Origin of the sequence: Thermoleophilum album (assembly GCF_900108055.1) — a bacterium.
GTDB classification, from domain to species: Bacteria; Actinomycetota; Thermoleophilia; order Solirubrobacterales; family Thermoleophilaceae; genus Thermoleophilum; species Thermoleophilum album.
The window spans coordinates 1,192,604-1,218,263 of the sequence record NZ_FNWJ01000001.1 but is presented as its reverse complement, the minus strand read 5'-3'; the positions used below and the strand labels follow the sequence as shown (position 1 = coordinate 1,218,263).

Annotated in this window: 28 protein-coding genes; 11 read left to right on the top strand and 17 right to left on the bottom strand. The window is 69.5% G+C overall.

Annotation, left to right across the window (positions count from 1 at the left end; all coding sequences use genetic code 11):
- Positions 1-203: 203 nt before the first annotated feature.
- The 10 genes from BLW41_RS05970 to BLW41_RS05925 all read right to left on the bottom strand — a co-directional run bounded on the left by BLW41_RS05970 (position 204) and on the right by BLW41_RS05925 (position 9,066).
- A complete protein-coding gene (locus BLW41_RS05970) occupies positions 204-410 on the bottom strand; it encodes a diguanylate cyclase domain-containing protein (protein ID WP_093117106.1) in 207 nt (68 codons plus the stop codon).
- A 171-nt stretch (positions 411-581) separates the two neighbouring features.
- A complete protein-coding gene (locus tag BLW41_RS05965) occupies positions 582-1,391 on the bottom strand; it encodes an acyl-CoA thioesterase (protein ID WP_093117104.1) in 810 nt (269 codons plus the stop codon).
- Entirely contained in the window at positions 1,388-3,013 is a 1,626-nt protein-coding gene (mdlC, locus tag BLW41_RS05960; RefSeq protein ID WP_093117102.1) for a benzoylformate decarboxylase, read from the bottom strand. Before mdlC ends, BLW41_RS05965 begins: the two co-directional genes overlap by 4 nt.
- 82 nt (positions 3,014-3,095) lie before the next feature.
- The gene (locus tag BLW41_RS05955; protein WP_093117100.1) at positions 3,096-3,989 is read right to left on the bottom strand and encodes a manganese catalase family protein; all 894 of its coding nucleotides are present in this window, start codon (positions 3,987-3,989) and stop codon (positions 3,096-3,098) included.
- Positions 3,989-4,495 carry a Fur family transcriptional regulator gene (locus BLW41_RS05950; RefSeq protein WP_093117098.1) on the bottom strand — a complete coding sequence of 169 codons (507 nt, stop codon included), beginning with the start codon at positions 4,493-4,495 and terminating at the stop codon, positions 3,989-3,991. Before BLW41_RS05950 ends, BLW41_RS05955 begins: the two co-directional genes overlap by 1 nt.
- 58 nt (positions 4,496-4,553) lie before the next feature.
- Entirely contained in the window at positions 4,554-5,801 is a 1,248-nt protein-coding gene (locus tag BLW41_RS05945) for an acyl-CoA dehydrogenase family protein (protein WP_093117096.1), read from the bottom strand.
- Between the two features lie 99 nt (positions 5,802-5,900).
- Positions 5,901-7,097, bottom strand: a complete 1,197-nt coding sequence (locus tag BLW41_RS05940) for a glycoside hydrolase family 6 protein (protein WP_093117094.1) — start codon at positions 7,095-7,097, stop codon at positions 5,901-5,903.
- Positions 7,094-7,861, bottom strand: coding sequence for a hypothetical protein (locus tag BLW41_RS05935; protein ID WP_143038617.1), 768 nt, complete (start codon positions 7,859-7,861; stop codon positions 7,094-7,096). Before BLW41_RS05935 ends, BLW41_RS05940 begins: the two co-directional genes overlap by 4 nt.
- A gap of 191 nt (positions 7,862-8,052) precedes the next feature.
- On the bottom strand, positions 8,053-8,667 hold the full coding sequence (locus tag BLW41_RS05930; protein ID WP_177169361.1) for a putative signal transducing protein: 615 nt from the start codon (positions 8,665-8,667) through the stop codon (positions 8,053-8,055).
- A 9-nt stretch (positions 8,668-8,676) separates the two neighbouring features.
- Positions 8,677-9,066: a M67 family metallopeptidase gene (locus tag BLW41_RS05925; RefSeq protein WP_177169360.1), complete on the bottom strand. Its 390-nt coding sequence runs from the start codon at positions 9,064-9,066 to the stop codon at positions 8,677-8,679.
- A 67-nt stretch (positions 9,067-9,133) separates the two neighbouring features.
- Between BLW41_RS05925 and BLW41_RS05920 the strand changes: the two genes are divergently transcribed.
- Genes BLW41_RS05920 through BLW41_RS05910 form a run of 3 tightly spaced genes read left to right on the top strand, consistent with a single transcriptional unit; the run spans position 9,134 to position 10,592 of the window.
- Positions 9,134-9,766, top strand: a complete 633-nt coding sequence (locus BLW41_RS05920) for a ferritin-like domain-containing protein (protein ID WP_093117086.1) — start codon at positions 9,134-9,136, stop codon at positions 9,764-9,766.
- Positions 9,763-10,323: a hypothetical protein gene (locus BLW41_RS05915; protein WP_093117084.1), complete on the top strand. Its 561-nt coding sequence runs from the start codon at positions 9,763-9,765 to the stop codon at positions 10,321-10,323. Before BLW41_RS05920 ends, BLW41_RS05915 begins: the two co-directional genes overlap by 4 nt.
- 23 nt (positions 10,324-10,346) lie before the next feature.
- The gene (locus BLW41_RS05910; RefSeq protein WP_093117394.1) at positions 10,347-10,592 is read left to right on the top strand and encodes a Sec-independent protein translocase subunit TatA/TatB; all 246 of its coding nucleotides are present in this window, start codon (positions 10,347-10,349) and stop codon (positions 10,590-10,592) included.
- A 70-nt stretch (positions 10,593-10,662) separates the two neighbouring features.
- Here the strand turns inward: BLW41_RS05910 and BLW41_RS05905 are convergent, their stop codons facing one another.
- Complete coding sequence (locus BLW41_RS05905; RefSeq protein ID WP_093117082.1) at positions 10,663-11,640, bottom strand: PLP-dependent cysteine synthase family protein; 978 nt, start codon at positions 11,638-11,640, stop codon at positions 10,663-10,665.
- A gap of 458 nt (positions 11,641-12,098) precedes the next feature.
- Between BLW41_RS05905 and BLW41_RS10910 the strand changes: the two genes are divergently transcribed.
- Positions 12,099-12,269, top strand: a complete 171-nt coding sequence (locus BLW41_RS10910) for a hypothetical protein (RefSeq protein WP_177169359.1) — start codon at positions 12,099-12,101, stop codon at positions 12,267-12,269.
- Entirely contained in the window at positions 12,266-12,493 is a 228-nt protein-coding gene (locus BLW41_RS05900; protein ID WP_093117080.1) for a hypothetical protein, read from the top strand. The genes BLW41_RS10910 and BLW41_RS05900 overlap by 4 nt, the downstream gene beginning before the upstream one ends.
- 29 nt (positions 12,494-12,522) lie before the next feature.
- Here BLW41_RS05900 and BLW41_RS05895 read toward each other — a convergent pair whose 3' ends face one another.
- The 3 genes from BLW41_RS05895 to moeB form a co-directional block, all read right to left on the bottom strand.
- The gene (locus BLW41_RS05895; RefSeq protein WP_093117078.1) at positions 12,523-13,992 is read right to left on the bottom strand and encodes a hypothetical protein; all 1,470 of its coding nucleotides are present in this window, start codon (positions 13,990-13,992) and stop codon (positions 12,523-12,525) included.
- Between the two features lie 5 nt (positions 13,993-13,997).
- The gene (locus BLW41_RS05890) at positions 13,998-14,294 is read right to left on the bottom strand and encodes a ubiquitin-like small modifier protein 1 (protein WP_093117076.1); all 297 of its coding nucleotides are present in this window, start codon (positions 14,292-14,294) and stop codon (positions 13,998-14,000) included.
- Between the two features lie 63 nt (positions 14,295-14,357).
- Complete coding sequence (moeB, locus tag BLW41_RS05885; protein WP_093117074.1) at positions 14,358-15,551, bottom strand: molybdopterin-synthase adenylyltransferase MoeB; 1,194 nt, start codon at positions 15,549-15,551, stop codon at positions 14,358-14,360.
- A 386-nt stretch (positions 15,552-15,937) separates the two neighbouring features.
- On the opposite strand from moeB, the gene BLW41_RS05875 reads away from it, so the two are divergent.
- The 4 genes from BLW41_RS05875 to BLW41_RS05860 all read left to right on the top strand — a co-directional run bounded on the left by BLW41_RS05875 (position 15,938) and on the right by BLW41_RS05860 (position 20,126).
- Positions 15,938-16,963, top strand: coding sequence for a sensor histidine kinase (locus tag BLW41_RS05875; RefSeq protein WP_093117070.1), 1,026 nt, complete (start codon positions 15,938-15,940; stop codon positions 16,961-16,963).
- Positions 16,960-17,619, top strand: coding sequence for a response regulator (locus BLW41_RS05870; protein ID WP_093117068.1), 660 nt, complete (start codon positions 16,960-16,962; stop codon positions 17,617-17,619). The genes BLW41_RS05875 and BLW41_RS05870 overlap by 4 nt, the downstream gene beginning before the upstream one ends.
- A 111-nt stretch (positions 17,620-17,730) precedes the next feature.
- A complete protein-coding gene (locus BLW41_RS05865; protein ID WP_281231363.1) occupies positions 17,731-19,008 on the top strand; it encodes a SufS family cysteine desulfurase in 1,278 nt (425 codons plus the stop codon).
- 164 nt (positions 19,009-19,172) lie between these two features.
- On the top strand, positions 19,173-20,126 hold the full coding sequence (locus BLW41_RS05860; RefSeq protein WP_093117066.1) for an esterase/lipase family protein: 954 nt from the start codon (positions 19,173-19,175) through the stop codon (positions 20,124-20,126).
- Between the two features lie 123 nt (positions 20,127-20,249).
- On the opposite strand, the gene BLW41_RS05855 is transcribed toward BLW41_RS05860, so the two are convergent.
- From BLW41_RS05855 to BLW41_RS05845, 3 genes are read right to left on the bottom strand one after another with little or no spacing between them, the layout of a single operon-like run.
- Complete coding sequence (locus BLW41_RS05855) at positions 20,250-21,278, bottom strand: ABC transporter ATP-binding protein (protein WP_093117064.1); 1,029 nt, start codon at positions 21,276-21,278, stop codon at positions 20,250-20,252.
- On the bottom strand, positions 21,275-22,894 hold the full coding sequence (locus BLW41_RS05850) for an ABC transporter permease (protein WP_177169358.1): 1,620 nt from the start codon (positions 22,892-22,894) through the stop codon (positions 21,275-21,277). The genes BLW41_RS05855 and BLW41_RS05850 overlap by 4 nt, the downstream gene beginning before the upstream one ends.
- Entirely contained in the window at positions 22,891-23,913 is a 1,023-nt protein-coding gene (locus BLW41_RS05845; RefSeq protein WP_093117391.1) for an extracellular solute-binding protein, read from the bottom strand. Before BLW41_RS05845 ends, BLW41_RS05850 begins: the two co-directional genes overlap by 4 nt.
- 220 nt (positions 23,914-24,133) lie before the next feature.
- On the opposite strand from BLW41_RS05845, the gene BLW41_RS05840 reads away from it, so the two are divergent.
- Together BLW41_RS05840 and BLW41_RS05835 are read left to right on the top strand one after the other, a co-directional pair.
- A complete protein-coding gene (locus tag BLW41_RS05840; protein ID WP_093117060.1) occupies positions 24,134-24,877 on the top strand; it encodes a stage II sporulation protein M in 744 nt (247 codons plus the stop codon).
- A gap of 90 nt (positions 24,878-24,967) precedes the next feature.
- On the top strand, positions 24,968-25,627 hold the full coding sequence (locus BLW41_RS05835) for an esterase/lipase family protein (protein WP_093117058.1): 660 nt from the start codon (positions 24,968-24,970) through the stop codon (positions 25,625-25,627).
- Positions 25,628-25,660: the final 33 nt, after the last annotated feature.

Here is a 25,660-nt window from a genome sequence, read left to right as displayed (position 1 = left end):
TGTGGGAACGCGGCGGCCCGAGCCGCCGCTTCGCTTGCGTGACTGACACGCCCGCGAAGCTAAGGCGGCGGCCGCGGCGAGCCTTTGTCCCGGGGGATGAAGATTCGTCCCAGCGATTCGCCATCTGGCGCGCCCGCTAGCGGCGGCCGCCCGCGGAGTAGCGCTCGCCGGCAGCGGCTGCGGCCGCCCGCGGAGTAGCGCGCTCAGGCGGCGGAGAGGGGCGCGACGATCGGGTCGCCGGCGGCGACGACCCGCGCCCGGCCCGCCGTCTTGGCGGCGTGAAGGGCGCGGTCGGCGGCGATTAACAGACTCTCGACGTCGCTGCCATCCTCACCCAGGGTGGCGACCCCCGCGCTCGTCGAGAGACGAACGCCGCCGTTCAGCACGCACTCAGGCAGCTGGCGGACAATGCGCTCGGCGAACCCGCGCGCTGGTGGCGGTGTTGCGTGACCTACTCAAACCTCGTTTCGTCGCGGCGCGTCGCGGCGTCGTTCGGCCTGTGCCCATATTCGGCATCGCGACGGAAGGCGCGAGCCCGGGGCAGGATCACTGGACGCTAGTCGGGGTCGACGACACTCAGATCAGATCAACAACGCCAACTGCCGCGACTGCGCAACAAGCGTCCCCTCCAGCGTCCAAAGCTCGCCATCCTCCTCGACAAATCCGTCGCGGGCGACAGTCGATTCGAAGCGCGCCAGCACCCACCCATCCGTGGTGGCCGGAAGAGGGTGAGCGCGGAAGTGGATCGTCAAGTCGACCGTCGGCAGGGTGGCCGGACGGCTCAGGACCGGGAAGGTCGCGGGGTACCAAGCGTCGCTGAGGGTGGCGAGCAGCGCTGGATCGAGCGGCCGCGGCTCGGCACAACGGATCCAGCCGCCGACCAGCGCCCGCTCAGCGCGTGAGAAGGGGAGTTCGCCGAACACCGGCCGCAGCTCGAACTGCTCGCGGATTGGGATGTCGGTCGGGAAGGGCGGCAGCGGGGCGGTCGCATCGGGCGGCGGCGCCGTGGGCATCGAGCGGTGCACGAAGTCGTGTTGGCTGTTCCACGCCGGCGAGAAGGCGGCCAGCGCGAGCGCCACGACCTCGCCGTCCTGCGTCATCCGCGCCGAGCCCGTGGCCAGCGATCGCCCGCGTCGCTCGATCCGCGTCTCGATCGTTACCTCCCCCTCCCGGGGTGCGCGCGGGTAGTGGACGGTCAGGGACCGCGGGGGGCGGTGCGGCTCGGCGAGGTGGTCGCTGAGCGCACGCAAGATCACCGCCGCGACGTAGCCGCCGTTGGGACCACGAACGACCCAGAAGGCGCGGTCCATCCGCGCCCGGTAGCGCCCCTCGGCGAGTCGCTCGACGGCGGTCGCGCGATCGAAGGTGGTGGTGCCGCCGGTAACGCTCATGCGATCGCCATCCCTGCCGCCACCGGCACCTCGAGGAGCACCGGGCGCTCCGCGGCGAGTGCTTCGCGGAGCCGGTCCGCCAGCTCCTTGGCGGAACTCACGCGCTCCGCCTGTAAGCCGTAAGCACGAGCCAGCGCAACGCAGTCGAGGCCGGGCAGGTCGAGCCCCGGGGCGCCCTGCTCGCCCTCCAGCTGCGCAAACCACTTGAGGATCGCGTACTCGTCGTTGCGGAGAATCACGAAAACCACCGCCAGCGACTCGGCGGCGGCGGTCCAAAGCGCTTGGATCGCGTACTGCGCGGAGCCCTCGCCGACGATCGCAATCACTGGTCGCTGCGGCTCCGCGAGCTTCACACCGACCGCCGCCGGCAAGCCGAAGCCGAGCCCACCGCCCGCCGCGAAGAACCAGGTGCGCGGCCGCTCGATCCGCAGGTGGCGGCGCAACGCGAGGGTGGCGCTCGGTGCCTCCACGATCATCGCCGTTTGCGGGGGCGCGGCGGACCGGATGGCGCGTGCCGCGTCGCCCACCGCAAGCCGTCCCTCAGGTACCTCGGGCGCCGGCGGCTCGCCCGCCATCGGGGGTGCGGCAGCCGGCGCGCATTGGGGGCCCACGTAGCCGCGGCCCTCGAGCTTTTCAAGGACCGCGGCGAGCGTCGCGCTGGCGTCGGCGACGATCGCCTCGCCCACAATTGCTCGCGCCGCTGCCTCCGGGTCGCAGGTCACCTGCAGCAGGCGACAGCCAGCTGGCAGCGGCGGGCCGGGGAGGTACGGGTAGTACGGGAAGACCGGCGAGCCCGCCACCAGCACAAGGTCGTGGGACGCCAGCGCCTCACCGAGGGGCGCGATCGCGGGCGGCAGGATCGAGCGAAAGAGCGGGTGGGTTTCCGGGAACCCGATGCCCGAGCCGCCCGGAGCCGGCGTCGCGTAGACGTCGCACTGGAGGTACTCCGCGAACGCCACGGCCACGCGGTGGCCGTCTTCGTGATCGAGCTCCGGACCAGCGACAAGCGCCGGCCGCGCGCTCGCCGCGATCGCTGCCGCCAGGCGATCGGCCTGCTCGCGGGTAGGTGCGCCAGCAGTCGTCACGCGCCGCTCGCGCGCCGCCGTGGCGAGCGTCTCGTCGGCAGGCTGCAGCCAGTCGTCCATCGGTACCGAGACCAGCACCGGCCCCGCCGGCGGCGCCTGAGCGGTGGCGAACGCACGCGCGAGCGCGTGCGGAACGTCGGCCGCTCGCGGCGGCTCGAACGCCCACTTGAGGTAGGGCTCTGCGAGCCGCACCGGATCGCGCAAAGTGAGGTTCGCCTCGATCGTGATCTGGGCCCGCGCCTGCTGCCCCGCCAAGACCACCAGCGGGGCGTGGTCCTGGCGCGCATTGAAGAGCGCACCGAGCGCGTGCCCGACGCCGGGCGCCGTGTGGAGGTTCACGAGTGCGGGAGCGCGCCGCGCACGCGCGTAGCCCTCCGCCATCGCGACCACCGAGGCCTCCTGCAAGCCGAGCACGTAGCGGAAGTCCGGCGGCAGAGCGGCGAGGAAGGGCAGCTCGGTCGACCCCGGGTTGCCGAAGACCGTCGTCAGCCCCTGATCGCGCAAAAGCTCGTAGACAGCCTCCCTCACACTGGCCACGGCGCGCGAGCCTACCGGTAGATGAGCGGCGGCCGGCCCCAGGGGCCGGCCGCCGTCCTACGAGCTTCCCTCGCCGCGAGCGTCAAGCGTTCTTGACGAGACGCTCGGCGATCTGCCGCAACTCCTCGGGGTGCAGACCGGGCGAGAAGACCGCCGGCTCTTCCGGCGGATCGGCCGGTCCGCCGCCCTGCGGAGGCCCGTCCTGAACCTCGAGCGTGGCTCCGTCGTGCGGATGCTCGCCCTTCCAGATCGCCGCGATGTCGCGGAAGTCGTCGGGGCTGAAGCGGTAGAGCTTGGTGTGAATGCCCTGGTCGATGAACTTCCGCGCCTCCTTGAAGTCGGCGTCGGGGATCTTCGGGATCGGCAGCATCTTCTTAACGTCGACCCCAGTCAGCTCCTCGAGCGCCTTGGCGTACGCCAGTGCGTGCACGCCGCCGCGCACGAACAAGTAGCCGAGCATCTGTCGCGCGATCGGGTGATCGGTCATCTCGTAGACGCGGATCTTCGCCATCCGCGCGCCGCACTCGAGGAAGAAGTTGTGCAGCAAGTCGAGGACCAGATCACCGGAGTTGAACACGTACTCGCCGTTCCAACCCTGGCCGAGCGAGTTCGTGACGAGGGCGCCAGCACCGGTGTTGATGAAGTGGTGCTTGATGCCAGCGTTGCGCAGCGCCGAGCGCAGCGGCGTTTCGCGCGGATCGTCACCGTCGGTAGCACCGGTGAGCAGCCCGTTGATCGTTGCTGCGACGAGCTCGATGTGCCCGAGCTCCTCGGTGGCGATGTTGGCGATGAGGTCGTAGAACGGCTTGACCTTCGAGCGGCCGCGCAGGTTGAACGACTGGTAGGTGTAGTTCATCAGCGTCGACATCTCGCCGAAGCGGCCGCCGAGCAGCTCCTGCACCGCTGCTGCGGCCTGCGGATCGGGATCGCTCGGCATCGGGAGCTCCACCTGGAGCCTGTCGATGCGTAGGTACATCAACCCTCCTTTCGTCGGTTGCTTCCAGTAGCGAGCTGACGAGCCTCTTGGGCATGCCGGTCGCGCGCTCGGTCTTTACCGACCGCGGCACAATCCGGACATAGACCCCAGAAGGTCACGTCCGCCTCGTCGATTACGAAGCCGCCAAGATCTCCTGGATCGAGACACGGCGCGGCCCCCACGACGCAGTCGATGTCCCGGGTTCTCCCACAGCGGCGACAGACGACGTGGTGGTGGTTGTCGCCTACGCGCGTCTCGAATCTGGCTGGACTGCCGGCGGGCTCGATCCTCCGCAACAGCCCAACGTCCGTTAGCGCCGCTAGGCAGTCGTAGACGGCCTGCGTGGAGATCGAACCCAGGAGCTCGCGAGCCTTGCGCGCGATCGACTCGACGTCGGGGTGTCCCCCGAGCTCGGCGACGGCCCGGTAGACGGCGAGACGCGTCGCCGTAACGCGCAGTCCATGTCGCCTGAGGTTGCGTGCGAGGTCGGCGTCGCCGAGCGGCACGCGCCGGAGACTACCGAACTATCTGGAGTTCTTCAAGAAAAAGAATGACTCCGGGCAGCTACTGCGTCGTAGCTGTCGCTGCCGCCCGCTCGCCAGCTTCCGACCCTGGCCGGAAGCGGTTCAGCTCACGCAACGCGATCACCATCTTGTGGACCTCGTCGGGACCGTCGGCGATGCGCAGCCAGCGTCCCTGCCGCCAGGCCAGCGAGAGCAGCGTGTCGTCGGACATGCCGAGCGCGCCGTGCACCTGCAGCGCCCGATCGAGGACGCGCTGGTGCATCTGCGCGGCGACGACCTTGATCATCGAGATCGCCCGGCGAGCTGCGCGCTTGCCGTGAGTGTCCATCTGCCAAGCGGCGTACAGGGTGAGCAGCCGCGCCTGGTCGATCTCCATCCGCGACTTGGCGATGAAGTCCTGCACGAACTGCTTTTCGGCGAGCGGTCCACCGAACGGCGAGCGCTCGTGGGCGCGGCGGCACATCGCCTCGAGCGCGCGCTCGGCCGAACCGATCGCGCGCATGCAGTGGTGGATGCGCCCCGGACCGAGCCGGTCCTGGGCGATCGCGAAACCGGCGCCCCGCCCACCAAGCAGGTTCTCGCGTGGCACGCGGCAGTTCTCGTAGCGCACCTCCCAGTGGCCGGGTCCAGCCGCGTGCCCCATTACCGACACCGGCCGCACACCGATGAAGCCCGGCGTGTCGGTGGGGACGATGATCATCGACGCGCGCCGGTGGGGCGGCGCGTCGGGATCGGTGACGACCATCGCGATCGCAAACGCCGCCCCGTTGTAGCCGGAGGTGAACCACTTGTGCCCGTTGATCACCCACTCGTCGCCGTCGAGCTCGGCACGCGCCGCCAGCTGCGTCGGGTCGGAACCGGGCGTCTCCGGCTCGGTCATCGAGAAGCAGCTGCGGATGTCGCCCTCTAGCAGCGGCTCGAGCCAGCGGCGTTTCTGCTCCTCGCTGCCGTGCTCGGCGAGGATCTCCATGTTTCCGGTATCGGGTGCCGAGCAGTTGAAGACGAGCGGCGCGATCGGGCTGCGCCCCATCTCCTCGCAGAGCATCCCGTACTCCCAGTTCGTAAGCCCCGGGCCGTAGCGCTCGTCGGGCATGAAGAGGTTCCACAAACCCTCCCGTTTGGCCCGCTCGCGCAGCTCCACGAGGATGCGCGGATAGGGCACACCCGGCCGCACCTCGCGGTCCAGCGCCTCGAGCGCCTCGCGCTCGACGGGGTACACGTGTTCGTCCATGAACGCCCGCAGGCGTTCGAGCAACCGCTCCACTCGCTCCGATGCGCTGAAGTCCATGTCCGAACCGTACCGCCCGTGGCGGCACGGCACCGTCCCTCGCTTGTGTTCGCGCACCGGCGACCGAAGCCGGCAGCGCTCCGCGCTGGCGGCGAGAACCTAGAAGAAGCGCTGCGGGTAGTACAGCCAGGTGGTGGCCCGCCGCGCGAGATCGATCGCCCGCTCGTCCCACCACTCGCCGACCGGCGGACCGCCGTTGCAAGTGCCGTCGGAGAGGCCTGGGCGGTCGAGCCAGACGAAGGCGTCCACGCGTGCGAAGCCGGTGTCGGCGGTGGTCGGCACACCGAGCCCGCGGCGTGGTGGGTTGCACCAGGTGACGAAGCGCTTGAGGCGCCCCTCCACCCGGCGGTAGTACTGGTAGGGGCCGCGACCAGTCGAGCCAGTGTTGATGATGAACGGCTTGTTGCCGACGAGCCTGGAGATTTCCCAGCCGTAACGGATGTTGTTGAGCGGCCACTCGTAGTGCGTGACGTTGAGCATGAAGCCGCGCGCGTACTGGATGCCTGCGATGCGCAACTTCTCGGCGACCAGCTCGGGGTCTTGCCAGTCGGCGGCCTCCGCCTCCAAGTAGACGGTCGCGTTCGGTAGCTGCGACAGCTTCTGGACGCCGTAGCGCAAGAGCTGCAGGCGCGCCATCCGCCGGCTCGGCGCTAGGCACTCGATGGTTCCGATCGAGTCCGGCTCGAAGCCGATCACCACGCGTGCGTCACCGACGACCTCGACGAAGTCGTCCCACCACGCTTTGGTGCGCGCGTCCTCGGCCGGGCCGCCACCGTCGTAGGTGTCCGAACACTGCTTGCCCTGATGGCGCATCACAACGATGATCGGCACCGTCCCAGGCTGGATCGCGGCGACGCATTCGAGGAAGTCGCGGATCTTCTTTTTCATGTTCGGGCGCGTGAAACGGCCCATCCAGCGAGCCCTCGGCACGTACGCGATGCGGGCCAGTAGACGCGCGCGTTCGGCCCGACCCTCCCGCCACGCCTCGGCGTACTCCTGGAAGGCGGGCTCGGTCGGATCCACGAAGAAGCGCAGACCCGCCAGTGGATTGGGGCTACGTGGGTCGAGCCCGCGGGGATCGCGACCGTTGTCGGCGCGCGGGTAACCGGCCGGCACGCAGTCGCGCAGCGCAGGCACCGGCGGCACGGCCGGTTGGCCGAACACGGGCCGCACATCGGGTGCGGCGCCGAGAGCGGAATCCGGGAGTCCCTCGACGTACGCGGCCGCCGCGGCCGGTACGAGCAGAGCCGCCGCGAGCGCGCCCGCGAGCGCCGCCTTGAACCCGCCAAGCCTCATCGGAAGCGGTACCTCCGGATCTCACGCACGGTCAGTGAAGTGATCTGGGCGCTCGTCACCGAGCGCATTCGGAAGCGTGCAGCGAGCGTCACCGTGCGCCTGCTCGAGAAGTTCTTGCGCCCGCCCTTGTAGGCGACGCTCCAAACGCCCTTGAGAGCCCAGGTCGCCCCCTCACGCCGCAGGCGTCCGCGTTGCCACACGGCCCCCCGCAGGAACGGGAAGAAGCTGGCGTGCTCGTCCTCGAGCGCGCGCTTGAGGCCGACGTACTCGAACGGCTGCAGTCGCAGGACGCTGCGCGCCCACAGGTGCGCACGGCCGATCTCGGCCGCCAACCCTTCGCAGTCGCTGGCTTGCGATGAAGGTTGGTAGCCGGCGGCGCGCAGCGCGTCGAGCCAGCGCGAGAGCATCGTCGTCACGCGATCGCGCTCGTCACCCGCGAAGAGCTGGCAGTAACCACGACCCGGAGGCAACGTCTCGACGACCAGCGCAGTCGGTGCTTCGGCCGGCGAGAGCAAGCCGACGGGACCTTTGCGCCAGTCGATCACGGGAGCCACCTGCGTCCACTGATGGAGGGCGTTGGAGAGCGCCCGGCGGGCCTGGTACGGCTTGACCTCGGGACCACCACCGGCGTCAGCACCCACACCGAGAACGGTCAGCGAGACCGCGACGATCGCCACCGCGCTCGCCAGTGCGGCGAACAGGCGTGGGCGGCGCCCAGGCCCCCGTACGGCGCGCGCCTCGTCTCGCTCGTTGCCCCTGCTCATCGTGGCTCGCTTGGTGGCGGGGAACACAGCGAGCGGCTCGGCCCGTGCCGTCGCCGACCGCTGAGGCCCCCTGCGCCTTTACATCGGACGCGTCCGACGAAGGTTGATACGCATGCGCGCGGGCGGGCGATCAGTCGTCGGGTCGTCGGCTAGGAGCTGTCGGCTCGGAGCTGTCGCCGGCTCGCGGCTCCTTACCGGCCTAGGAGCTCGGCGAGCGCCTTTCCGAAGGACGCGACCGCAAGCAGCGCGACGAGCGCGAGGGCGAGCAGCCGCAGGCCGAGGTCACGGAACCACCGCGGCGCGGCCGATAGGCCCTCGCCGGGATCCGCCAACGACTCTGCGCCCCTTCCCTCGCACCTACCAGCTTCGGCTTCGGCGAACGCGCCCGTCCCGGCGGCGAGAATCTCCCGCGCCCGTTCAACAGCGGCCGCTGGGACCAGCAGCTCGCGTGGGCCGCCGGCGAGGAAGTCGGGGACATCGAAGCCACGTGGCCGGCGAATCAGGCTTGGTATCCCCTCCTCGAGGAGGAGCCCTTGTAGGAGCTCGGCTTCCGCTTCGTTCTGTGCGCCGGCAACGGGCACTGGTTCGCCTTCGGCGAGCCGCGGGTCGAGCAGCCTTGCGCGCTGCCGGAGCCGGCGCCGCCACGCGGGCTCGTCGAAAGTTGGGTCGGCAAGGTAGCTACCCGCCGGCGGGCGCAGCGGCACGCCACAGACCCGGCAAAAGCGCTCCTGCGGTCGGTGCGAGCGCGCGCAGAGCGGACACACGGCTTTCGCCTCGGCAGCAGGCTTGCCGCGGCGAAGCCTCACTGCCACACCTCAGCCGTCCTCGACCTCGATCGGCTCCTCGCGAACCTGGCCATCGACTATCCAGAAGGCGCGTACCTGCGGGCGATCAGGGTCGGCCAGCGACACGATCACCTGCAGCCAATCCGGGTAGTTCGCGAGGTTGATGTCGGTCTGCGAAGGTTGCGCGGGGCTGCGCGGGTGAGAGTGGTAGATCGCGACCCCGTAGCCGGCGTCCTCGAGGTCGTTGGCAGCCATCAACGCCTCGAAGCCGAGCTCGTAGCCGTACGGGGAGCGACGAATGTTCTCGGCCGGAAAGACCTCATCGACCCGGCCGTCGAGTAGGCGCATGTAGCCGCAGCACTCATTCGGTGCCTCGCGCCGCGCGTGGTCGACCAGCGCCTGCCACTGAGCGCGTGTCATTCGAAGCATCGCTACGCGAAGCCTATTGGGGAATAAGCAGCAGCCCGCGCCGACTAGCCTGCCGCGCGTGCAAAGCACAGCGCAAGCGAGCGGCGCGCCCGCGGAAGCGGCGGCATCGCTGGCCGCCCCGACCTCGGGCTTGCGGCGGCGCGACCTGCTGCGCGGCGCCCTCCCCGGCTCGCTTGCGGGTCTCGCCGCGCTCGGACTCGTGCCGCTCACGGCAGGCTGCGGCACGCGCTTCGTGCGCGATCCTCGCGCCGACGCAGCGCTGTTGGCCCAGGCGCTCGAGGTCGTCTACCAGGTGCGCCACGCCTATCTGCGGGCTGCCGCTCTCCTCTCCGCGCGCGAGCGCGCGTTAGCCGCTTCGATCCGGGCTCAGGAAGCGGAGCAGGCGGCACAACTCGGCGAGCTGATCAAACGCCTCGGACGGCGGCCGCCGCGGCCTTTGCTGGCCGCCGAGTACGACGCTCAGCTGCCGGTGCTCGCCAACCGCGAGGACGCACTGCGCTTGCTGCGCGACGCCGAAGATCTGGAGGTGCGCACGCACCTCCTTGCCTTCGCCCGCATTAGCGCACCCGAGCTACGCTCGGGCATTCTGCGCCTGGCCTACGCGCACGCCGCCCACGGCATGCTGATCGCCTCGTTGCGCGGGGAGCGGGCTCCAGAGCGGGCTTTCGTGACCGGGAGACCCCGTTCGTGAAGCAGCTCCCGAGCGGGCATCGCGGCGCTGGCGCTGAAAGCGCCCGACGAACAACGCGACGCCGCGCGATCGGCGTCGCCACCGCTGCCGCATCGGCGTTCTTGACCGCCGCACCGATCGCGCGCGCGCGACCGGTTGCAGGAGCTCCCCGCGCCCAGCAACTCACGCGCGCACGCCGACTCCTCGCTGTGGAGCGCGCAGCGCTTGCGCACTACCGCTCGACACCGCGGACGGTACCGCTCGACGCCGACCAGATGGTGGCGGTCGAGCTTGCCCACGTACAGCGCCTCGAGCGTTTGCTGCGACGCCTGGGCGGCGAGCCGGCACAGCCGGCACCTGCCCCCCGCGTCCCACAGGCACGCGATCAATGGCTCGCGGCGGTCGCGCGTCTCGAGCGCGCGGCGCTCTCGGGCTACGAAGAGCTGGTTGTGGCGCTCGACGACGACGTCTTCCTGGTGCCGATCGCGAGCGCTGCCTGCGCTGACGCTCAGCAGCTTGCACTGGTCGAGCGCGCGCGCGGCATCGAGCTGCCGGCGTGGCCACCGGCTGACCGATAGGCAACCAGCTACTCTGCGTGGCGATGCCGAACGTCGGTCCTCTCGAGCTGGTCCTGGTCGCGGTGATCGCGCTGATCGTGCTCGGGCCGCGCCGACTACCGGAGGCCGGGAGGGCACTCGGTCAAGGGATACGAGGGTTCCGCGACGCCCTCCACGGGCGCGACCAGGAGCACGGCGAGGTGGCGCCCCCCGAACAGCGCGAGCGGACCGCTGCCAAGCGCGAGACCGGCGAGCGGCACGAAGGCGTCTACGACGAGGCGCAGCCCTGATCGCACGCGGCCGCGAGCAGGCACGCGCACGCGGCGTCCAGGTGCGCGCACGCGGCGTCGCGAACGGCTTCTACCAGAACGAAGCGCGCTCGAACACGCCCTCGCGTTCGAGCTCCTCGATGCTCTTCGTGTAAACGCCGGAGCTCAAGTACTTCCAGCCGCCGTCGGGCGCCACGAAGACGACGTTTCCTTCGTCCAGTTCCCGTGCTACGCGCACGGCGATCGCCGCGATCGCGCCCGTCGAGACACCACAGAAGAGGCCCTCCTCCTCGAGCAGCTTGCGCGTCCACACCACCGCGTCGCGGTTCGAAACGAAGATCTTGCGATCGATCAGTGAGAGGTCGATGATCGGCGGGATGTAGCCGTCCTCGAGCGAGCGCAGCCCCTGGACGAGCTCGCCTTGCAGCGGTTCGGCCGCCACCACCAGCGTCTTCGGATTCGCCTCTTTGAGCCGTCGCCCGCAACCCATGAGGGTGCCTCCGGTGCCGAGTCCGGCCACGAACGCCGCGACCTCGTCGAGCTCTTCGAGGATCTCGACCGCTGTGCCGTTGTAGTGGGCGGCGGGGTTCGCAGGGTTGCCGTACTGGTAAGGCATGTAGTAGCGGGGATCGGACTCCGCCATCTCGAGCGCCAAAGCCACCGCCCCGTTCGAGCCCTGCTCGCCCGGTGAGTAGACGATCTCGGCGCCGTACATGCGCAGGAGCTCGGTGCGCTCGGGCGTCACGTTGTCGGGCATCACGACCTTCAGCGGGTAGCCCTTGCGGCGGCAGATCATCGCGAGGGCGATGCCGGTGTTACCGGAGGTCGGCTCCAGCACCACCTGGCCGGGACCGATGAGCCCTTTCTCCTCGGCGTCCGCGATCAACGAGCGCGCCACTCGATCCTTGACCGATCCGGTCGGATTGGCGCTCTCGAGCTTCGCCCAAATGCGCACCCCCGGCTTCGGGGACAGCGTCTTCAGTTCGACCAGCGGCGTGTTGCCGATCGCCTCGACGAGGTCGCCGTACTTGCCCCCGCAGGGGCGCGACTCCAAGCGCGTATGAGTCATTCGGGCTCAAGGGTAAGGGTCGATCACGCCGGCGCGCCTTCGAAACCGTCGCATGCGCCCTCACACACTCCGCCGGGCGGGCAGTTCGAGCGTAAAGACCGGCGGCGTCGGCCGCGTCAGTGCGAGCTCGCCACCCTCGGCGTGCGCCAAAGAGCGCGCGAGGGCGAGGCCGATTCCACGACTAGTGCGAGGGCTGGCTCCAATCGTTGCCGTCGTGACACCGCCCTTTTATGGAAGCGCGGCACTTCGCGGAGGCACCTTTTGGGTCTCGCCGCACGGGAGGCGGCGCTCGCTAGGGTCGCTGGCGTCAGCAGGGTCGATCCCATCAACTGCGACCGGGCGATCGCATCCGTCTACGACTGCAAGACGGTAGAACGAGCGACTACGTAGCCCGCGCAACGGGCAGCGACGCAGTCGGCGCTTTTCTCGTGGACACCGACGGGACTAGCCCGTCGCTGGTGGCACGACGGATCCGCCGTGTGGTGGGCGCAGCAGCACAGGTAACCGACAATGCAACGTCGCGGCGGGTCGTCGGCTCGAACTTGACGGCTCTCGAGATGTCGGGGCTCAGCCGTGTCGAACTGGCCTTCGCAGTGCTGCTTTCGTGTGAGGAGAAGCCCTGCTTGTGACACTCGGCGGCTTAGCGGCGGGTGCTGTTCTCGCCGCGCTCCTTTCGCAGGTGCTGGTGAAGGTGCTGACCGGAGTGTTCGATCCGCCGCCCGACGCGCTCGCAGTGCCCTGGCCCTATCTGGCGGCAGTGGCGGTCGTCGTAACGACCGCCCTGGGGGCAGCTTGCGCGCTGGCGTTGCGACTGCTCCGACGCCCGGCTGTCACGGTTCTCCGCGATCTCTGAACGCCGCCCGAGCAGACTCGCCCCCGCGCTTACTGCCGAAACGCTAAGAGCCCCGGTATCACCCCGAGGTACAGCGTCCCGTCGGGTGCCAGCGTGATCGGTGCGTAGTTGTTGTTGCTGGCTTGCCCCTCGCCGACCAAGCGCCGCCAGACGACGCGGCCACTGCGGAAGTCGATGGCCGTGAGGTACCAGGGGTCGCGGCCATCCCCTCGCGGCGGCTTCTCGTACGTGTAGACGAGGCCGGTGCGCCGCGACACCTTCGGCACCACCGACGGTGCACTTATCTGCGCCCGCCAGACAACTCGGCAACCGCGCCCGTGGCGTGAGAGATCGATGCGCCAAATCCCCGGCGCCGTCGAGCGGCCCCCGTTGACCGCCAACGGCGAGTAGCCGTAGTTGTTCTCGACGATCAGCGAGCGACCGATGCCGATCAGAGACTGGTCGGTCGACGACGCGCCGCGTGCGAACACCGGTACGCGACAAACCACGCGCGGTCCGCGCACCCGAGGCGCCCGCTTGAGCGCCACCACCTCGATCGGATCGGCGTTGTTGGTGATCGCCACGAGGTCGCGTCCGAGGAGCGTCGGCGTGGTTCCCGACCCCGCTTGGGTCTGGCCGGGCTTGCGTCGGCCATCGTTGCGGTAACGGACCCGCCAAACGATGCGGGGAGCGCCCCCGCGGCCCGCCTCGAAGCGGTAGAGCGCAACGTCGGTCACGACGTAGACGGCGTGCTCGTCGACCGCGAACGAGTTGCCGATCGGCTCACCGAGCGCCCGTGCATGCACGCGCCCCGAGCGTCGCTCGACGTAGCCGACGACGCCTCCTTTCGAAGCAAACCAAAGGCGTCCTTGCCAATCGGGCAGGGCCGAGATCAGCTGGTCGCCGTCGCGTACCACGCGCCGTAGCGAGTAGGCGGCAGCGACGGCGAACGCCCGCTCGCCCGTCGCGCCGGTTTCCCGGACAACCAAGATCCGCCGGTCGAAGGTCGGTACGACCGCGCGGTCCTGTTGATCGAGGTAGAAGTAGCCGCCGCCGGCAAAGTTCGTGAAGATGTCGGCGCCGGGCCGAGCCGGTCGCGGCGGCAGGTCGAAATTGCCGAGCTCACGCAGCGTTCGCGGCTCGATCAGCTTGAGGCGCGGGCGATCGAGACCGACGCACACGGTCACCAGGCGGCCGCGGCGGTCGAAAGTGATCGATGCGCACTCGCCTCCCACCGTCAGGCGTGCCAGGTCGAGCTCGGGCCCCAGCGGCCCGGGGTTAGGCGAGGCATCCGTCTGGTAGGCGTCCTCGTGCAGGTTGCTGCGGCCGTTCGGGGCCATGAACGGATGGCGGGGCGGCGCGAACGCGCGGATCGGGCGCGCCCTGACCGCTGTGCCCTCGCGCTGTGGGAGCGGTCCCGTCGCGGCGAGCTGGGGAAGCGACGACGCGGCGCTGGCAGCGCTCGCGAGCCCCGCTAGCGCGGAGCCCACGGCAGCGGCGGCAAGCAGCCGACGGCGCACGGCGGCTAGTGGCGCGCGTGCGGCGCTAGCGCGCCGCCGGCCATCGCCGGCAGGATCACAACCGTGTCATCGGCCGCGACCGGTGTCTCGAGCCCCTTCAAAACGCGCACGTCCTCGTCGTTTAGGTAGACGTTGACGTAGCGGTTGAGCTCGCCGTCCTCACCGAACAGCTGGTTGCGCGTGGCGGGGTGGCGTGCGGCTAGCGCTTCGAGCACCTCGCGAACGCTCTCGCCGTCGACGGCGATCTCGCGCTCGCCGCCGGTGGAGCTTCTCAGTACGGGCGGGATCTTGATGGTCGGCACGACGCCGAAGCCTACCCGCTGGCAAGCGCTCGGCCGCTCTCTGGTCGGCCGTTCGCGCGCAGCTCAGGCAACGCCCGCGCAGAAGGCCTCGTAGTCGGGGAACTTGCCCATCTCCTCCTCGGCGATCGACTGCGGGTCGCGGGAGCAGATCGGGCACTGCGGGTCTCTCCTGACCTTGAGCTCGGTGAAGGTCGCCCCCAAGGCGTCGTACAGCAAGAGGCGACCGATTAGGGGCTGCCCGATTCCGATCACCAGCTTGATCACCTCGACCGCCTGCAGCAAGCCCATAACGCCGGGCAGCACGCCGAGCACGCCGGCGGCGCCGCAGGAAGGTGCAAGCTCGGGCGGGGGTGGCGTCGGGTAGAGGCAGCGGTAGCAGGGGCCGCGACCCGGCGCGAAAACGGAGAGCTGACCTTCGAAGGCCAGGATCGATGCCGAGACCACCGGTATCCCGAGGCGGACGGAGGCGTCGTTGAGCAGGTACCGCGTCGGGAAGTTGTCGAGCCCATCGACGACGACGTCGTAGTCGCGAATGATCTCGAGGATGTTGTCGGGGCCGAGCCGCACCGGATACTTCTCGACCTTGACGTCGGGATTGATCTGCTTCATCGCGATCTCCGCCGAATCGACCTTCGGCATGCCGATGCGGTCCTCGGCGTGCGCAACTTGGCGCTGCAGGTTCGAGCGGTCGACGACGTCGTTGTCGACGATGCCGAGCGTGCCCACCCCGGCCGCAGCCAGGTAGAGCGCAGCGGGCGAGCCGAGCCCGCCCGCTCCCAACAGCAGCACCTTGCTGTCGAGGAGCTTCATCTGCCCCTCGAGCCCGACCTCGGGGATGATGATGTGCCGCGAGTAGCGTTCACGCTGTTCGGCGGTCAGCTTGCGCGGTACCGTGACCTCGTAGCCACGGTCCTTCCACAGCGTGATTCCGCCGCGTAGCGATTCGACGCGCTCGTAGCCGAGCTCCTGCTCGAGCGTCCGTGCCGCTAGGGCGGAGCGGTTGCCGGATGCGCAGTAGACGATCAGGCGCTTGGAGCGGTCGGGCACGAGCTGGTCGATGCGTGACTCGAGGTGACCACGCGGGACGTGGATCGCGCCGGGCAAGTGACCGGCGTCCCATTCGTCCTGCTCTCTGACGTCGAGCAGTACGACCTCGTCGCGTGCACCGTTTTGGTGCAGCAGCGCGTGGAGATCGCTGGGCTCGATCTCGCGGATCTGCTCCTTGACTTTGCGGATCAGCTCTTGCCCGCTCGGCATCTTCTCTCCCGAATTCCTAGCGACGTTCAAGGGAATCTGGCTAGAAGATAGCCGCAGCGCGACCGTCTTCGACCCGCCCCGGCGCGCGGTCGAGCAACTCGACCCGCCCGTGCGCGCGGTCGAGCGACTCGGCCCGCCCGTGCGCCCGGTCGAGCGAATTTGCGCAAGCGCGAGTCGACCGACCTCGCGCGCCAAATAAGTCGGGGCGCCGCACTGCGGCGCCCCGACCGGGAGAGGAACCCAGACCCGCTATGTCACTTTCAGCAACCCCGCGAAGCTCGTTGCGGAGGCACGCTCTGGTCTGGATTTTCGTCGCGACAGAGCGCTGCCGATATGGGGTGTAGACCCCATCTTTGCGTCGGCGCGCAGCACCGACGGATTCCCAGATGCGCAGGCGGATCGACTCGCTGATCGGGCAGGTAGTGGCGGCCAACGCCGTGCTCGTCGTCCTGACTCTCTTGTCGGCGACGCTGGTCGCCGGTTTGCGGCTCGAGGGTCGCCAGCTCGCGGTCCTGATGATGGCCGTCGCGCTGACGCTCGTCGTCAACGTCTGGATGTTGCAGCGGCGCTTTGCACCGCTCGACCGCTTGATCCGCGAGGTGGAACAGGTAGATCCGGCGCGACCGGCGGAGGCGCGACTGGCGCGCCCCGACGAACGGATAGCTGAGATTGACCGGCTCGCGCGTGCCTTCGAGCGCCTGCTCGAGAGCATCGAGCGGGAACGCCGCCGCAGCGGGCAGCTCGTGTTGCGGGCTCAAGAGGAGGAACGCAAACGGCTCGCTCGCGACCTGCACGACGAAACCAACCAAGCGCTGACCGGCATCCTCTTGCGACTGGAGGCGCTCGCGCACGACCTCCCCGCACAGCTCCGGCCGCGCGTCGTCGAGCTCAAGCAACTGGTGTCTGGCGCAATGGACGAACTCGTGACGCTCGCCCGGCAGCTGCGCCCCGCAGCGCTCGACGACCACGGTCTGGTGGCAGCGCTCGAAGCGCAACTTGCGCGGCTGCGCAGCCGCTCCGGGGTCGCCGCCGAGCTCCTGGTCAGCGGCGAGCCGGAACGCCTGAGCCCCGACCAGCAGTCGGCGCTCTACCGCATCGCCCAGGAGGCGCTGACCAACGCGCAGCGCCATGCGCGGGCGACGCGCATCGAGGTCGAGCTGGCCTGCAGCGGCGACTGCGCGCGCCTGACCGTGACCGACGACGGCGTCGGTTTCGACCCCACCAGCGACGCCGACGGCGGCCTCGGGCTGCGGGGGATGGCGGAAAGAGCGCGGCTGGCGGGCGGTGAGCTTGACCTACGCTCGGCCCCCGGCAGCGGCACTGCGGTGTCTGCGACGATCCCCCTCCTGGTGACGCACGACGGCAACGGCCAGCTGACGGCTGCGGCCCTGACCGGGGACACGGAGAGGTGAGCGAGACCGAGGCCCACAGCACGATCCGGGTGTTGCTGGCCGACGACCACGGCATCGTCCGCTCGGGTCTGCGGATGCTCGTCGATCGGCAACCCGACATGCGGGTGGTCGGCGAGGCCGGCGACGGGATCGAGGCGATCGCCCTCGCGCGGGCGCTCGAACCGGACGTGGCGGTCCTCGACGTGGCGATGCCGCGAATCGGCGGACTCGAGGCTGCGCGCGAGATGCGCGCGCTGCGCCCGGACATCCGCGTACTGATGCTGTCGATGCACGAAGACGACGACTACTTCCTGCAGGCGCTCGCAGCGGGCGCACGCGGTTACGTGGTCAAGCGCGCGGCCGACACCGACCTGATCCGCGCGATTCGTACGGTCGCTGGCGGCGGCACGTTCGTGTCCGGTAAACGGCAGCGCGAGCTCCTCGACACCTGGCGCGAGCGGGGACGCCAAGCGTTGGCCGATCCGCTCACCACGCGCGAGCGCGAGGTCGTGAAGTTGATCGCCGAGGGCTTCACCAACCGGCAGATCGCGGAGCTTTTGACGCTCTCCGAGAAGACCGTCGAGTCGCATCGGGCGAACGTGCTCGCGAAGCTCGGCATGCGCGACCGCGTGGAGCTCGTCCGCTACGCGATCAAGCGCGGGCTGGTCGAGCCCTGAGCCGTGCTCACCGGGCGGGGCCAGTGCAGGCCCGGTATCCTACTCCGATAGTCGGATTTCTAAGTGGGGTCCTGCTTGCAGCCCGCCCGAACGAACCACCGCACGATCGAAGTGCAAAACGAACGACTTGCCACAGCGGATGCGACGCCACCGATCGGCGCCCAGTCGGAGCCACTCGCTGCAATCGGCGACTTCCCCCTCCTCCAGAGGCATCAGGATGGCCGCCGCCTGGTTTACCTCGACTCCGCCGCCACCGCGCAGAAGCCGCGCGTCGTGCTCGACGCGATCGACGACTACTACCGCCGCTACAACGCCAACGTCCACCGTGGCGTCTACCGCATCGCGGCCGAGGCCACCGAGCGCTACGAAGCGGCGCGGGCAGCCGCCGCCGGACTGGTCGGCGCGCACCCGAAGGGCACCGTTTTCACGCGCAACGCGACCGAGGCGATCAACCTCGTCGCCTACAGCTGGGCACGGCACGAGCTTGCCGCCGGCGACGAAGTGGTGCTGACCGTGATGGAGCACCACTCGAACATCGTCCCCTGGCAACTGGTGTGCGCCGAGCGGGGCGCGCGGCTCCGCTACGTCTCGCTCCGTGAGGACGGGACGCTCGATCTCGACGAGCTCGATCAGCTACTCGCCAGCGGACGCGTGCGCTTGGTGGCGGTGGCCCACGTCTCCAACGTGCTGGGCACCATCAACCCCGTCGAGGAGGTGGTGCGGCGGGCGCACGCAGCGGGTGCTCTGGTGCTCGTCGACGGCGCGCAGGCGGTACCGCACATGCCCGTCGACGTAGCGGCGATAGGCGCCGACTTCTACGCCTGGACGGGCCATAAGGCGCTCGGTCCGACGGGCATCGGTGTGCTCCATGCAGCGCCGGAGCTGCTCGAGCGGATGCCGCCGTTTCTCGGCGGAGGCCACATGATCGCGCGCGTCGACCTGGATAGCTCGACTTTCAACGAGCCGCCTTGGAAGTTCGAGGCCGGCACCAGTCCGATCGCCGAGGCGGTGGGGCTGGCCGCGGCGATCGAGTACCTGCGGGGACTCGGGCTCGAGCGCGTGCGCGAGCACGAGCGCCAGCTCACGGAGTACGCGCTCGCGCGGCTTGCGGAGCTGCCCTTCGTGCGCGTCTTTGGCCCGCGCGACGTGTCGCAGCGCGGCGGCGTCGTGTCGTTCGCGCTCGACGGTGTCCACCCCCACGATGTCGCGGAGATCTGCGATCGCCACGCGGTGTGCGTGCGCGCCGGACACCACTGTGCGCAGCCGCTGATGCGTGCGCTCGGGGTGCCAGCAACGACCCGCGCCTCGCTCCACGCCTACAACAGCCGGGACGACATCGATCGCCTCCGCGAGGCCTTGGCCGCCGCGCACCAGCTGTTCTCGAGCTGACATCGGCAGCGGGCGCGCCGACCGACGCCGCGCAGCGCTTGCGAACCGAACACCGGGTCAGTTACATTGGCCGGGCTCGCCGGCGGTTGAGGGACCGCCGTCCGGGTGGCTCGGCTCGCAAGCGGGCCGAGCCGGTGCTATCGCCCCCGGGAGAAGGAGGAGTGATGCGGTCGGCACGACCCGTGCGTTGCCTGTTCGCGACGCTGCTCGCGCTTGCAGGTTTGGCGGGCGCACCCGTCGCCCACGCCCAGCTGCCCGTTTACTACAGCCTGCCGAAGGCGCTCGTCGCGTGGGCAGCCGATCCCAATGGCGCGCCCCCAGGCGCCAACGACTGGGGCTGTCGGCCAACACCCGCGCACCCCTATCCCGTCGTGCTCGTGCACGGCACTTTCGAGAACCAACGCTTTAACTGGAACGCGCTCGCACCCCTCCTCAAGAATTCGGGCTACTGCGTGTTCTCGTTCAACTACGGGGCGACCCAAGGAACCCGGCTCACCGGCGGGTTCGCGAACGGTCTGGCGCCGGTCAAACAGTCGGCTCGCGAGCTTGCCGCCTTCGTCGATCGCGTGCGTGCGGCAACGGGTGCACGCGAAGTCGACGTGGTCGGACACTCGCAGGGCGGAATGATGCCCCGCTACTACACGAACAAGTTGGGCGGTAACACGAAGGTCCGCATGCTCGTCGGGCTGTCGCCCAGCAACCACGGCACGACGCTGAGTGGCCTCGTCGACTTCGCGAGGCTGCTTGGCCCGATCGGCGATCTCGGCGTCCGTCTGGTGACCGACTTCTGCCCCGCCTGCGGCGACCAGATCCGTGGCTCGTCGTTCATGCAGGAGCTGAACGCCGGGGGCGACACCGTGGCGGGCGTCCAGTACACGGTGATCCAGACGAAGTACGACGAGGTCGTAACGCCCTACGACTCGGCGTTACTGACACCGGCCGCGGCCGGGCACGTGGTGCGCAACGTGCTGCTTCAAAACGGCTGCCCGATCGACCTCGCCGACCACCTTGCGATTCCCTTCGATCGGCGAGCGCTCACGCTGGTGCTCAACGCTCTCGACCCGAGCCACCCGCAGGCGCTGCCGTGCGTACCGGTGGCGCCGCTGATCGGCGGATAACCCCCCTGCCCCCGAGGAGGGGCGCGCGGGCCGCTGGCCCGCGCGCCCCTTTTGTTTGCAAGTTGCACGTGCGGCCGCAAGGCCGGCGGCGGGGGGCTTTCGAGGGGCGGCGGGCCTTTCGACTCAGTCGACCGGCGCCGCGACCGCGCTCCGCGCCGGCCGCACGTGCACGCGTCGACCGATCTCGAACAGCTCGAGCGACGGCGTCTTCACCAGCAAAGTGCGCCCGGTCTCGTGCCGCACGCGGTAAAGCACGTCGTGGCCGTAGAACTCGCGGTCGACGATCTCGGCGTTGCCTTGGCTGTCTGCCACGAGCTCGAGCTGCTCCGGGCGGACCGCGATCTGGAGCGGACCGGCAGGCGTCGGCGACGGCAGATCGAAGGTGCCCAGTTCGGTTTCGGCGCACTCGCCTCGCGAGACGCCGCTGATCACGTTGACGTCACCGACGAACTCGGCCGCCCAGCGCGAGGCCGGTCGCGCATAGACCTCTTCGGGGGAGCCGAGCTGGACGATCCTGCCGTCTCGCATCACGGCCACGCGATCGGCCAGCGAGAGCGCCTCCTCCTGATCGTGGGTAACGAGGATCGCCGTCGCCTCCGCCTCGCGCAGGATCAGCTCCACGTCGCGGCGCAGGTCCGCGCGCAGCGCCTCGTCGAGGTTCGAGAACGGTTCGTCGAGCAGCACCACCGCCGGCTCCGGGGCAAGCGCGCGCGCCAATGCCACGCGCTGCCGCTCCCCGCCCGACAGCTCGTCCGGGTAGTTCGACGCCTTGTGCTGGAGACCGACCAGCTCCAGCGCCTGGCGCGTGCGCCGACGCCGCTCGGCGCGCCCGAGCCCCGCTAGCCCGAAAGCGACGTTCTCGACCACCGTGAGGTGCGGGAAGAGTGCGTAGTCCTGGAACACCATGCCGACCCGTCGGTGCTCCGGCGGTACGAATTCACCCTGCCCGGCGACCCTGCGGCCGCCGATCGTGATCGTGCCCGAGTCGGGGCACTCGAACCCGGCGATCAGGCGCAGCAAAGTGGTTTTGCCGCAGCCGGAGGGACCGAGCACCGCCACCAGCTCGCCGGCGGCGACCGCCAAGGAGAGATCGGCGACCGCCTTGTGCGGACCGAACGACTTGGTGACCCTCTCGACCCAGACGTCGCTCATGCCGGTGCCTCGATCCCTAGCAGGTCGCGCTCGGCGATAAACGCACGGCGGCGGCGCCTACCGGCGGCCGGAAGCGAGAGCCGAATCGCGAGCACCACCGGCATCAGTGAACAGGCGACGATCAGGAGGGCTGGCAGCGCTGCGACCTGCCAGAGTGACTCGGCCGTGGCCTGCCAAACCTTGACGGCGAGCGTGTCGCCCCCGAGTGGTCGCAACAAGACGGTCGCGGGCAGCTCTTTCATCGTTTCGGCAAAGACGAGCACCCCGGCCGTCAGCAGGCTCGGGCGCAGCAGCGGCACGTGCACGCGACGGACCACGCCGCCCTCGTCGGCACCAAGGCTGCGCGCCGCTTCGTCGAAGGAGCGGGGAATCCGCTCGAGCGCCGCTCGCACCGGTTGAAAGCCGATCGCAAGGAAGCGAACGCAATACGCGAAGAGCAGACCGAGAACCGTGCCGGTGAACGGCAGCGGTGCTCGCTCGGGCCAAAACGGCAGCGCCGCGATGCGCTCGTCGAGGAAGGCCAGCGGCGCGATCACCGCCGCCGCGACCACCGACCCGGGCAGGCCGTAGCCGATCGTGGCGAGGCGTACCAGCGCACGCCGTCGGCCGGTCGCTGCCTCCCGCAGCGAGTAGGCGAGGAGCGCCGCGATCGCACAAACGAAGAGCGCCGCTGTCGTCGCCAGCAGGACGCTGTTGCGAGCTGCTGCGACGAAGCCGGGGTCGACCGCCCCCGACCTGATCGTCTGGAGCGCCCAGCGGGCCAGTTGCGCCAGTGGTGCAACTACCACCACGCCCACCAGCAACAACGGCGCGCTCAGCGCTAGCCATCCGAGCGCTCCCCGCAGGCGTGTGCGAGCGCCGGCGCTTCGCCCGCCGCCCTCGACGCGAGCGATCCGTCCGCGCAGCAGCTGCTCGACGAAGAGCAGCGTCACGGTGATCGAGGCCAAGAGGGTTGCCAGCTGCATCGCTGCCGGACGATCGAACGCGTTGAACCAGACCTTGTAGATGGCGTTCGTGAAGGTCTCGACGCCGAGCAAATTGACAGTGCCGAAATCGGCCAGGGCCTCCATCAAGGCCAAAACCACACCACCCAAAATCGCGGGTCGGGCGAGCGGCATCGCGACCCTCACGAAGGCCCGCAGGCGGCTCGCCCCAAGGCCCCTGGCAGCCTCCATCAGGCTGCGCGGCTGCCCCAGAAAGGCGGCGCGGGCGAGCAGGTACACGTAGGGATAGAGGACCAGCGTGAAGATCACGATCGCCCCGCCGACCGACCGCAGCTCCGGCACTGCTCGACCGACCGTCCCTAGCGCGAACAGCGTGAACACGTAGCCCGGCATGGCGAGCGGAAGCACCAGCGCCCACTCCACGAGGCGCCGGCCAGGAAACTCGAAGAACGCGACTAGCGCCGCCAAGAAAGTGCCGATCACCAGCGTCCCGAGACCAACCCCGACGATCAGCAGCACGGTCGCGGTGAGCGCGTCCGGTAGGAACACCGCGAACCGCGACAGCGCGTCGCGCTCGACCAGAAAGCTCGCCGGCAGCGACAACAAAGGACCAGCAACCACGATCGCGACAAGTGCCGCGGCGGTCCCGATGCCGCTGCTGCGCGCGCTCACTTCCAGCCCACTCGTTCCATCATCCGGAGCGCGTCGCGCAGGTGCCGCGCGGCCCCCGCGACGTCGATCGGATCGCGCTTGAAGCGTCCGAAGCGCGCGACCTCCGGCGCCGCCGGCACGGCGGGGTCGACGGCGAACTCCTTGTTGTTGCGGACTAACTCGGCCTGCACGCGCGGGCGCGTCAGAAACTCGAGCAGCTGGCGCGCGAGCTGCGGGTGCGGCGCGTAGCGCGTAACCGCGATGCCCGACAGGTTCACGTGCGTGCCGCGACCGTCCTGGTCGGCCCACTCCAGCGCCACCGGCAGCGCTGGGTCGGCAGCGAGCGCACGACCGACGTAGTACGAGTTGACGAGTCCGACATCGCAGCGGCCGTCCGCGATCGCCTGGATCACGTCGGCGTCGGAACCGTAAATGCGCGGGCGGTTCGCCATCCAGCTGCGAAGCATCCGTTCGGTTGCTGCCGCCCCGAACTTGGCGATGCGGTCAGCCACGAACGAGACGTTGTACTCGCTGGTGCCCGAGCGCAGACAGAGGCGACCGCGCCAGCGTGGGTCGCCGAGGTCCCGGTAGTGCCGCACGAGCCCGGACGGCACGCGCTCGCTTGAGCGCACGATCGTGCGTGCGCGGACGGTCAAGCCGTACCAGTAGCCGTCCGGGTCGCGCAGGTCGGCGGGGACGTTGCGTCGCAGTTCGGCGCTCTGCACCGGTGCCAGAAGCCCAGCCTGGCGAGCGCGCCAGAGATTGGCGCCGTCGACGGTGATGAACACGTCGGCGCGCGTGCGTCGACCCTCGGCACGAAGACGCTCGTAGAGCTCCGAGGCGGATCCGCCGAACAACGTGAGGTCGACCTTGCGCTCGGCCGCGAACTGCCGGAACGGCTCCTCTTCGCCGTAATGAGCGCGAGCGGTGTAGACGACTAGACGGTCGTTCTCGGAGCCGGCGCCGAGCACCGCGGTCAGCACTGCGACGACCGCCGCAGCGGCGACCAGTACACCGACCAGCACCCCTATGCGCTTCAAGACGTTGAGACCTCCTGGTTGCTGCGAGTCGGCGGCGCCAGCGCACCGCCCTGTCGGACCGGGGGTTAGGTTAGCCTAAGTCCTACTGCGGGAGTCGGGTTAGTGTGCGCCTGCGGCGCGGCGATCAAGCTGTCGAACCACTCGCGGAGCCACGCTGCGCAAGGTTCCCGCCCGCCCCCGACAGGGGCGCCCTCAAGGCAGCGAACGGTCGCGCCGAGAGATGGCCCAGAACCCGATGCGCGCGCCCGCCGCCCGGCTACCCGTGGATCCCAAGCGTCTCGCCCTCTTCCAAGGCATCGACGACACCCGCCGTGCGCTCGCACGGTGGCAGAACCGTCCGCTCGCGGTCGTCGCACCGTGGCTCGTGCGTTCGCTCGCGATCGCCGCCCTACTGCTCGCCACCGTCGGCGTGATCGCTGCCCTCTCGGTGCCAGACCCGACGCGCCTGTACCTGCCCGGCTACCACGGACCGGCTCAACTCACCGACTATCTGCACATCCTGTTGCGCAACTCTCTGGTGCTCGCTCTGCACGCGCTCGCTTGCGTCGCCGGTTTCATCGCCGGCAGCTCGTTGCCGCTGCAAGCCCGCCACCACCGCGGCCTTAAACGGCTTCTGCACGAGCGAGCGGGACCGGCGGCGATGGTGTTCGTGGGGGCTGCAACCTGTTTTTCGCTCGCCACCCAGGCGTATGTGCTCGGCGGAACGGCCGCGACGTTGGCCGCGCAGCTCGGTATCGGGCGACTCGAACTGCTCGTTTCGCTGTTGCCTCACGCCGTGCCCGAGCTGACGGCCCTGTTCTTGCCGCTCGCCGCCTGGCTGACGCTGGGCCGCCAAGAACGCTGGCATGAGCTGCTTGCAGCGACCCTCGTCTGCGTAGCGCTGGCGGTCCCGGTACTGCTCGCCAGCGGCGCTGCCGAACTGACCGTCTGGCCGCGGCTGATCGAGCTCTTCGCGCGCGGCTGACGGTCACGCGGCCGGCGTTTGCCAAACACGCCGCGATCGCCTAGAAAAAGTTCCTAGCCCCTTGCGGCCCCACGCAGAGAGGAGGGAGAGATGCGACTGACTACGCGCGCCTGCGTGCTCGCGCTGGCGCTTCTGTTGGTGGTTCCGGCGGTCGCCGCCGCGCGCAACCCGATCCTGTTCGTCCACGGCTTCAGCGGCGGAAGCTGGAACTGGGACAAGATGATCGGCCGCTTCAAGGCCGATGGCTGGCGCGACTCGGAGTTGTGGAACTGGTCCTACGACTGGCGCCAGTCGAACGCCACCACGGCCGCGCAGATTCGCGACAAGGTCAATCAGATCCGAGCTGCTACTGGCGCATCGAAGGTCGACATCGTCAGCCACTCGATGGGCGGTTTGTCCTCGCGCTGGTACCTGAAGTACCTGGGCGGTCAGTGGGTCATCGACCACTGGGTCTCGCTCGGCGGCCCCAACCACGGCACCAACGCCGCTTACTTGTGCGGTTGGTGGACGTCGTGCCAGGAGATGCAGTACGGATCGTCGCTACTCGACCAACTGAACGCCGGCGACGAAACGCCCGGGCCCGTCAAGTACGGGACCTTCTGGTCGAGCTGCGACGAAGTCATCAACCCCGACACGAGCACCGTGCTGAGCGGCGCCTTCAACTTCAACGTGGGCTGCGTGGAGCACGTGTGGCTGCTCTACAGCTGGCCGGTCTACGAGCGCGTCCGCGACTTCCTCCGTTACTACTGACGGGCGGGAGCGTTCTAGCCGCCGTGCGCGGCG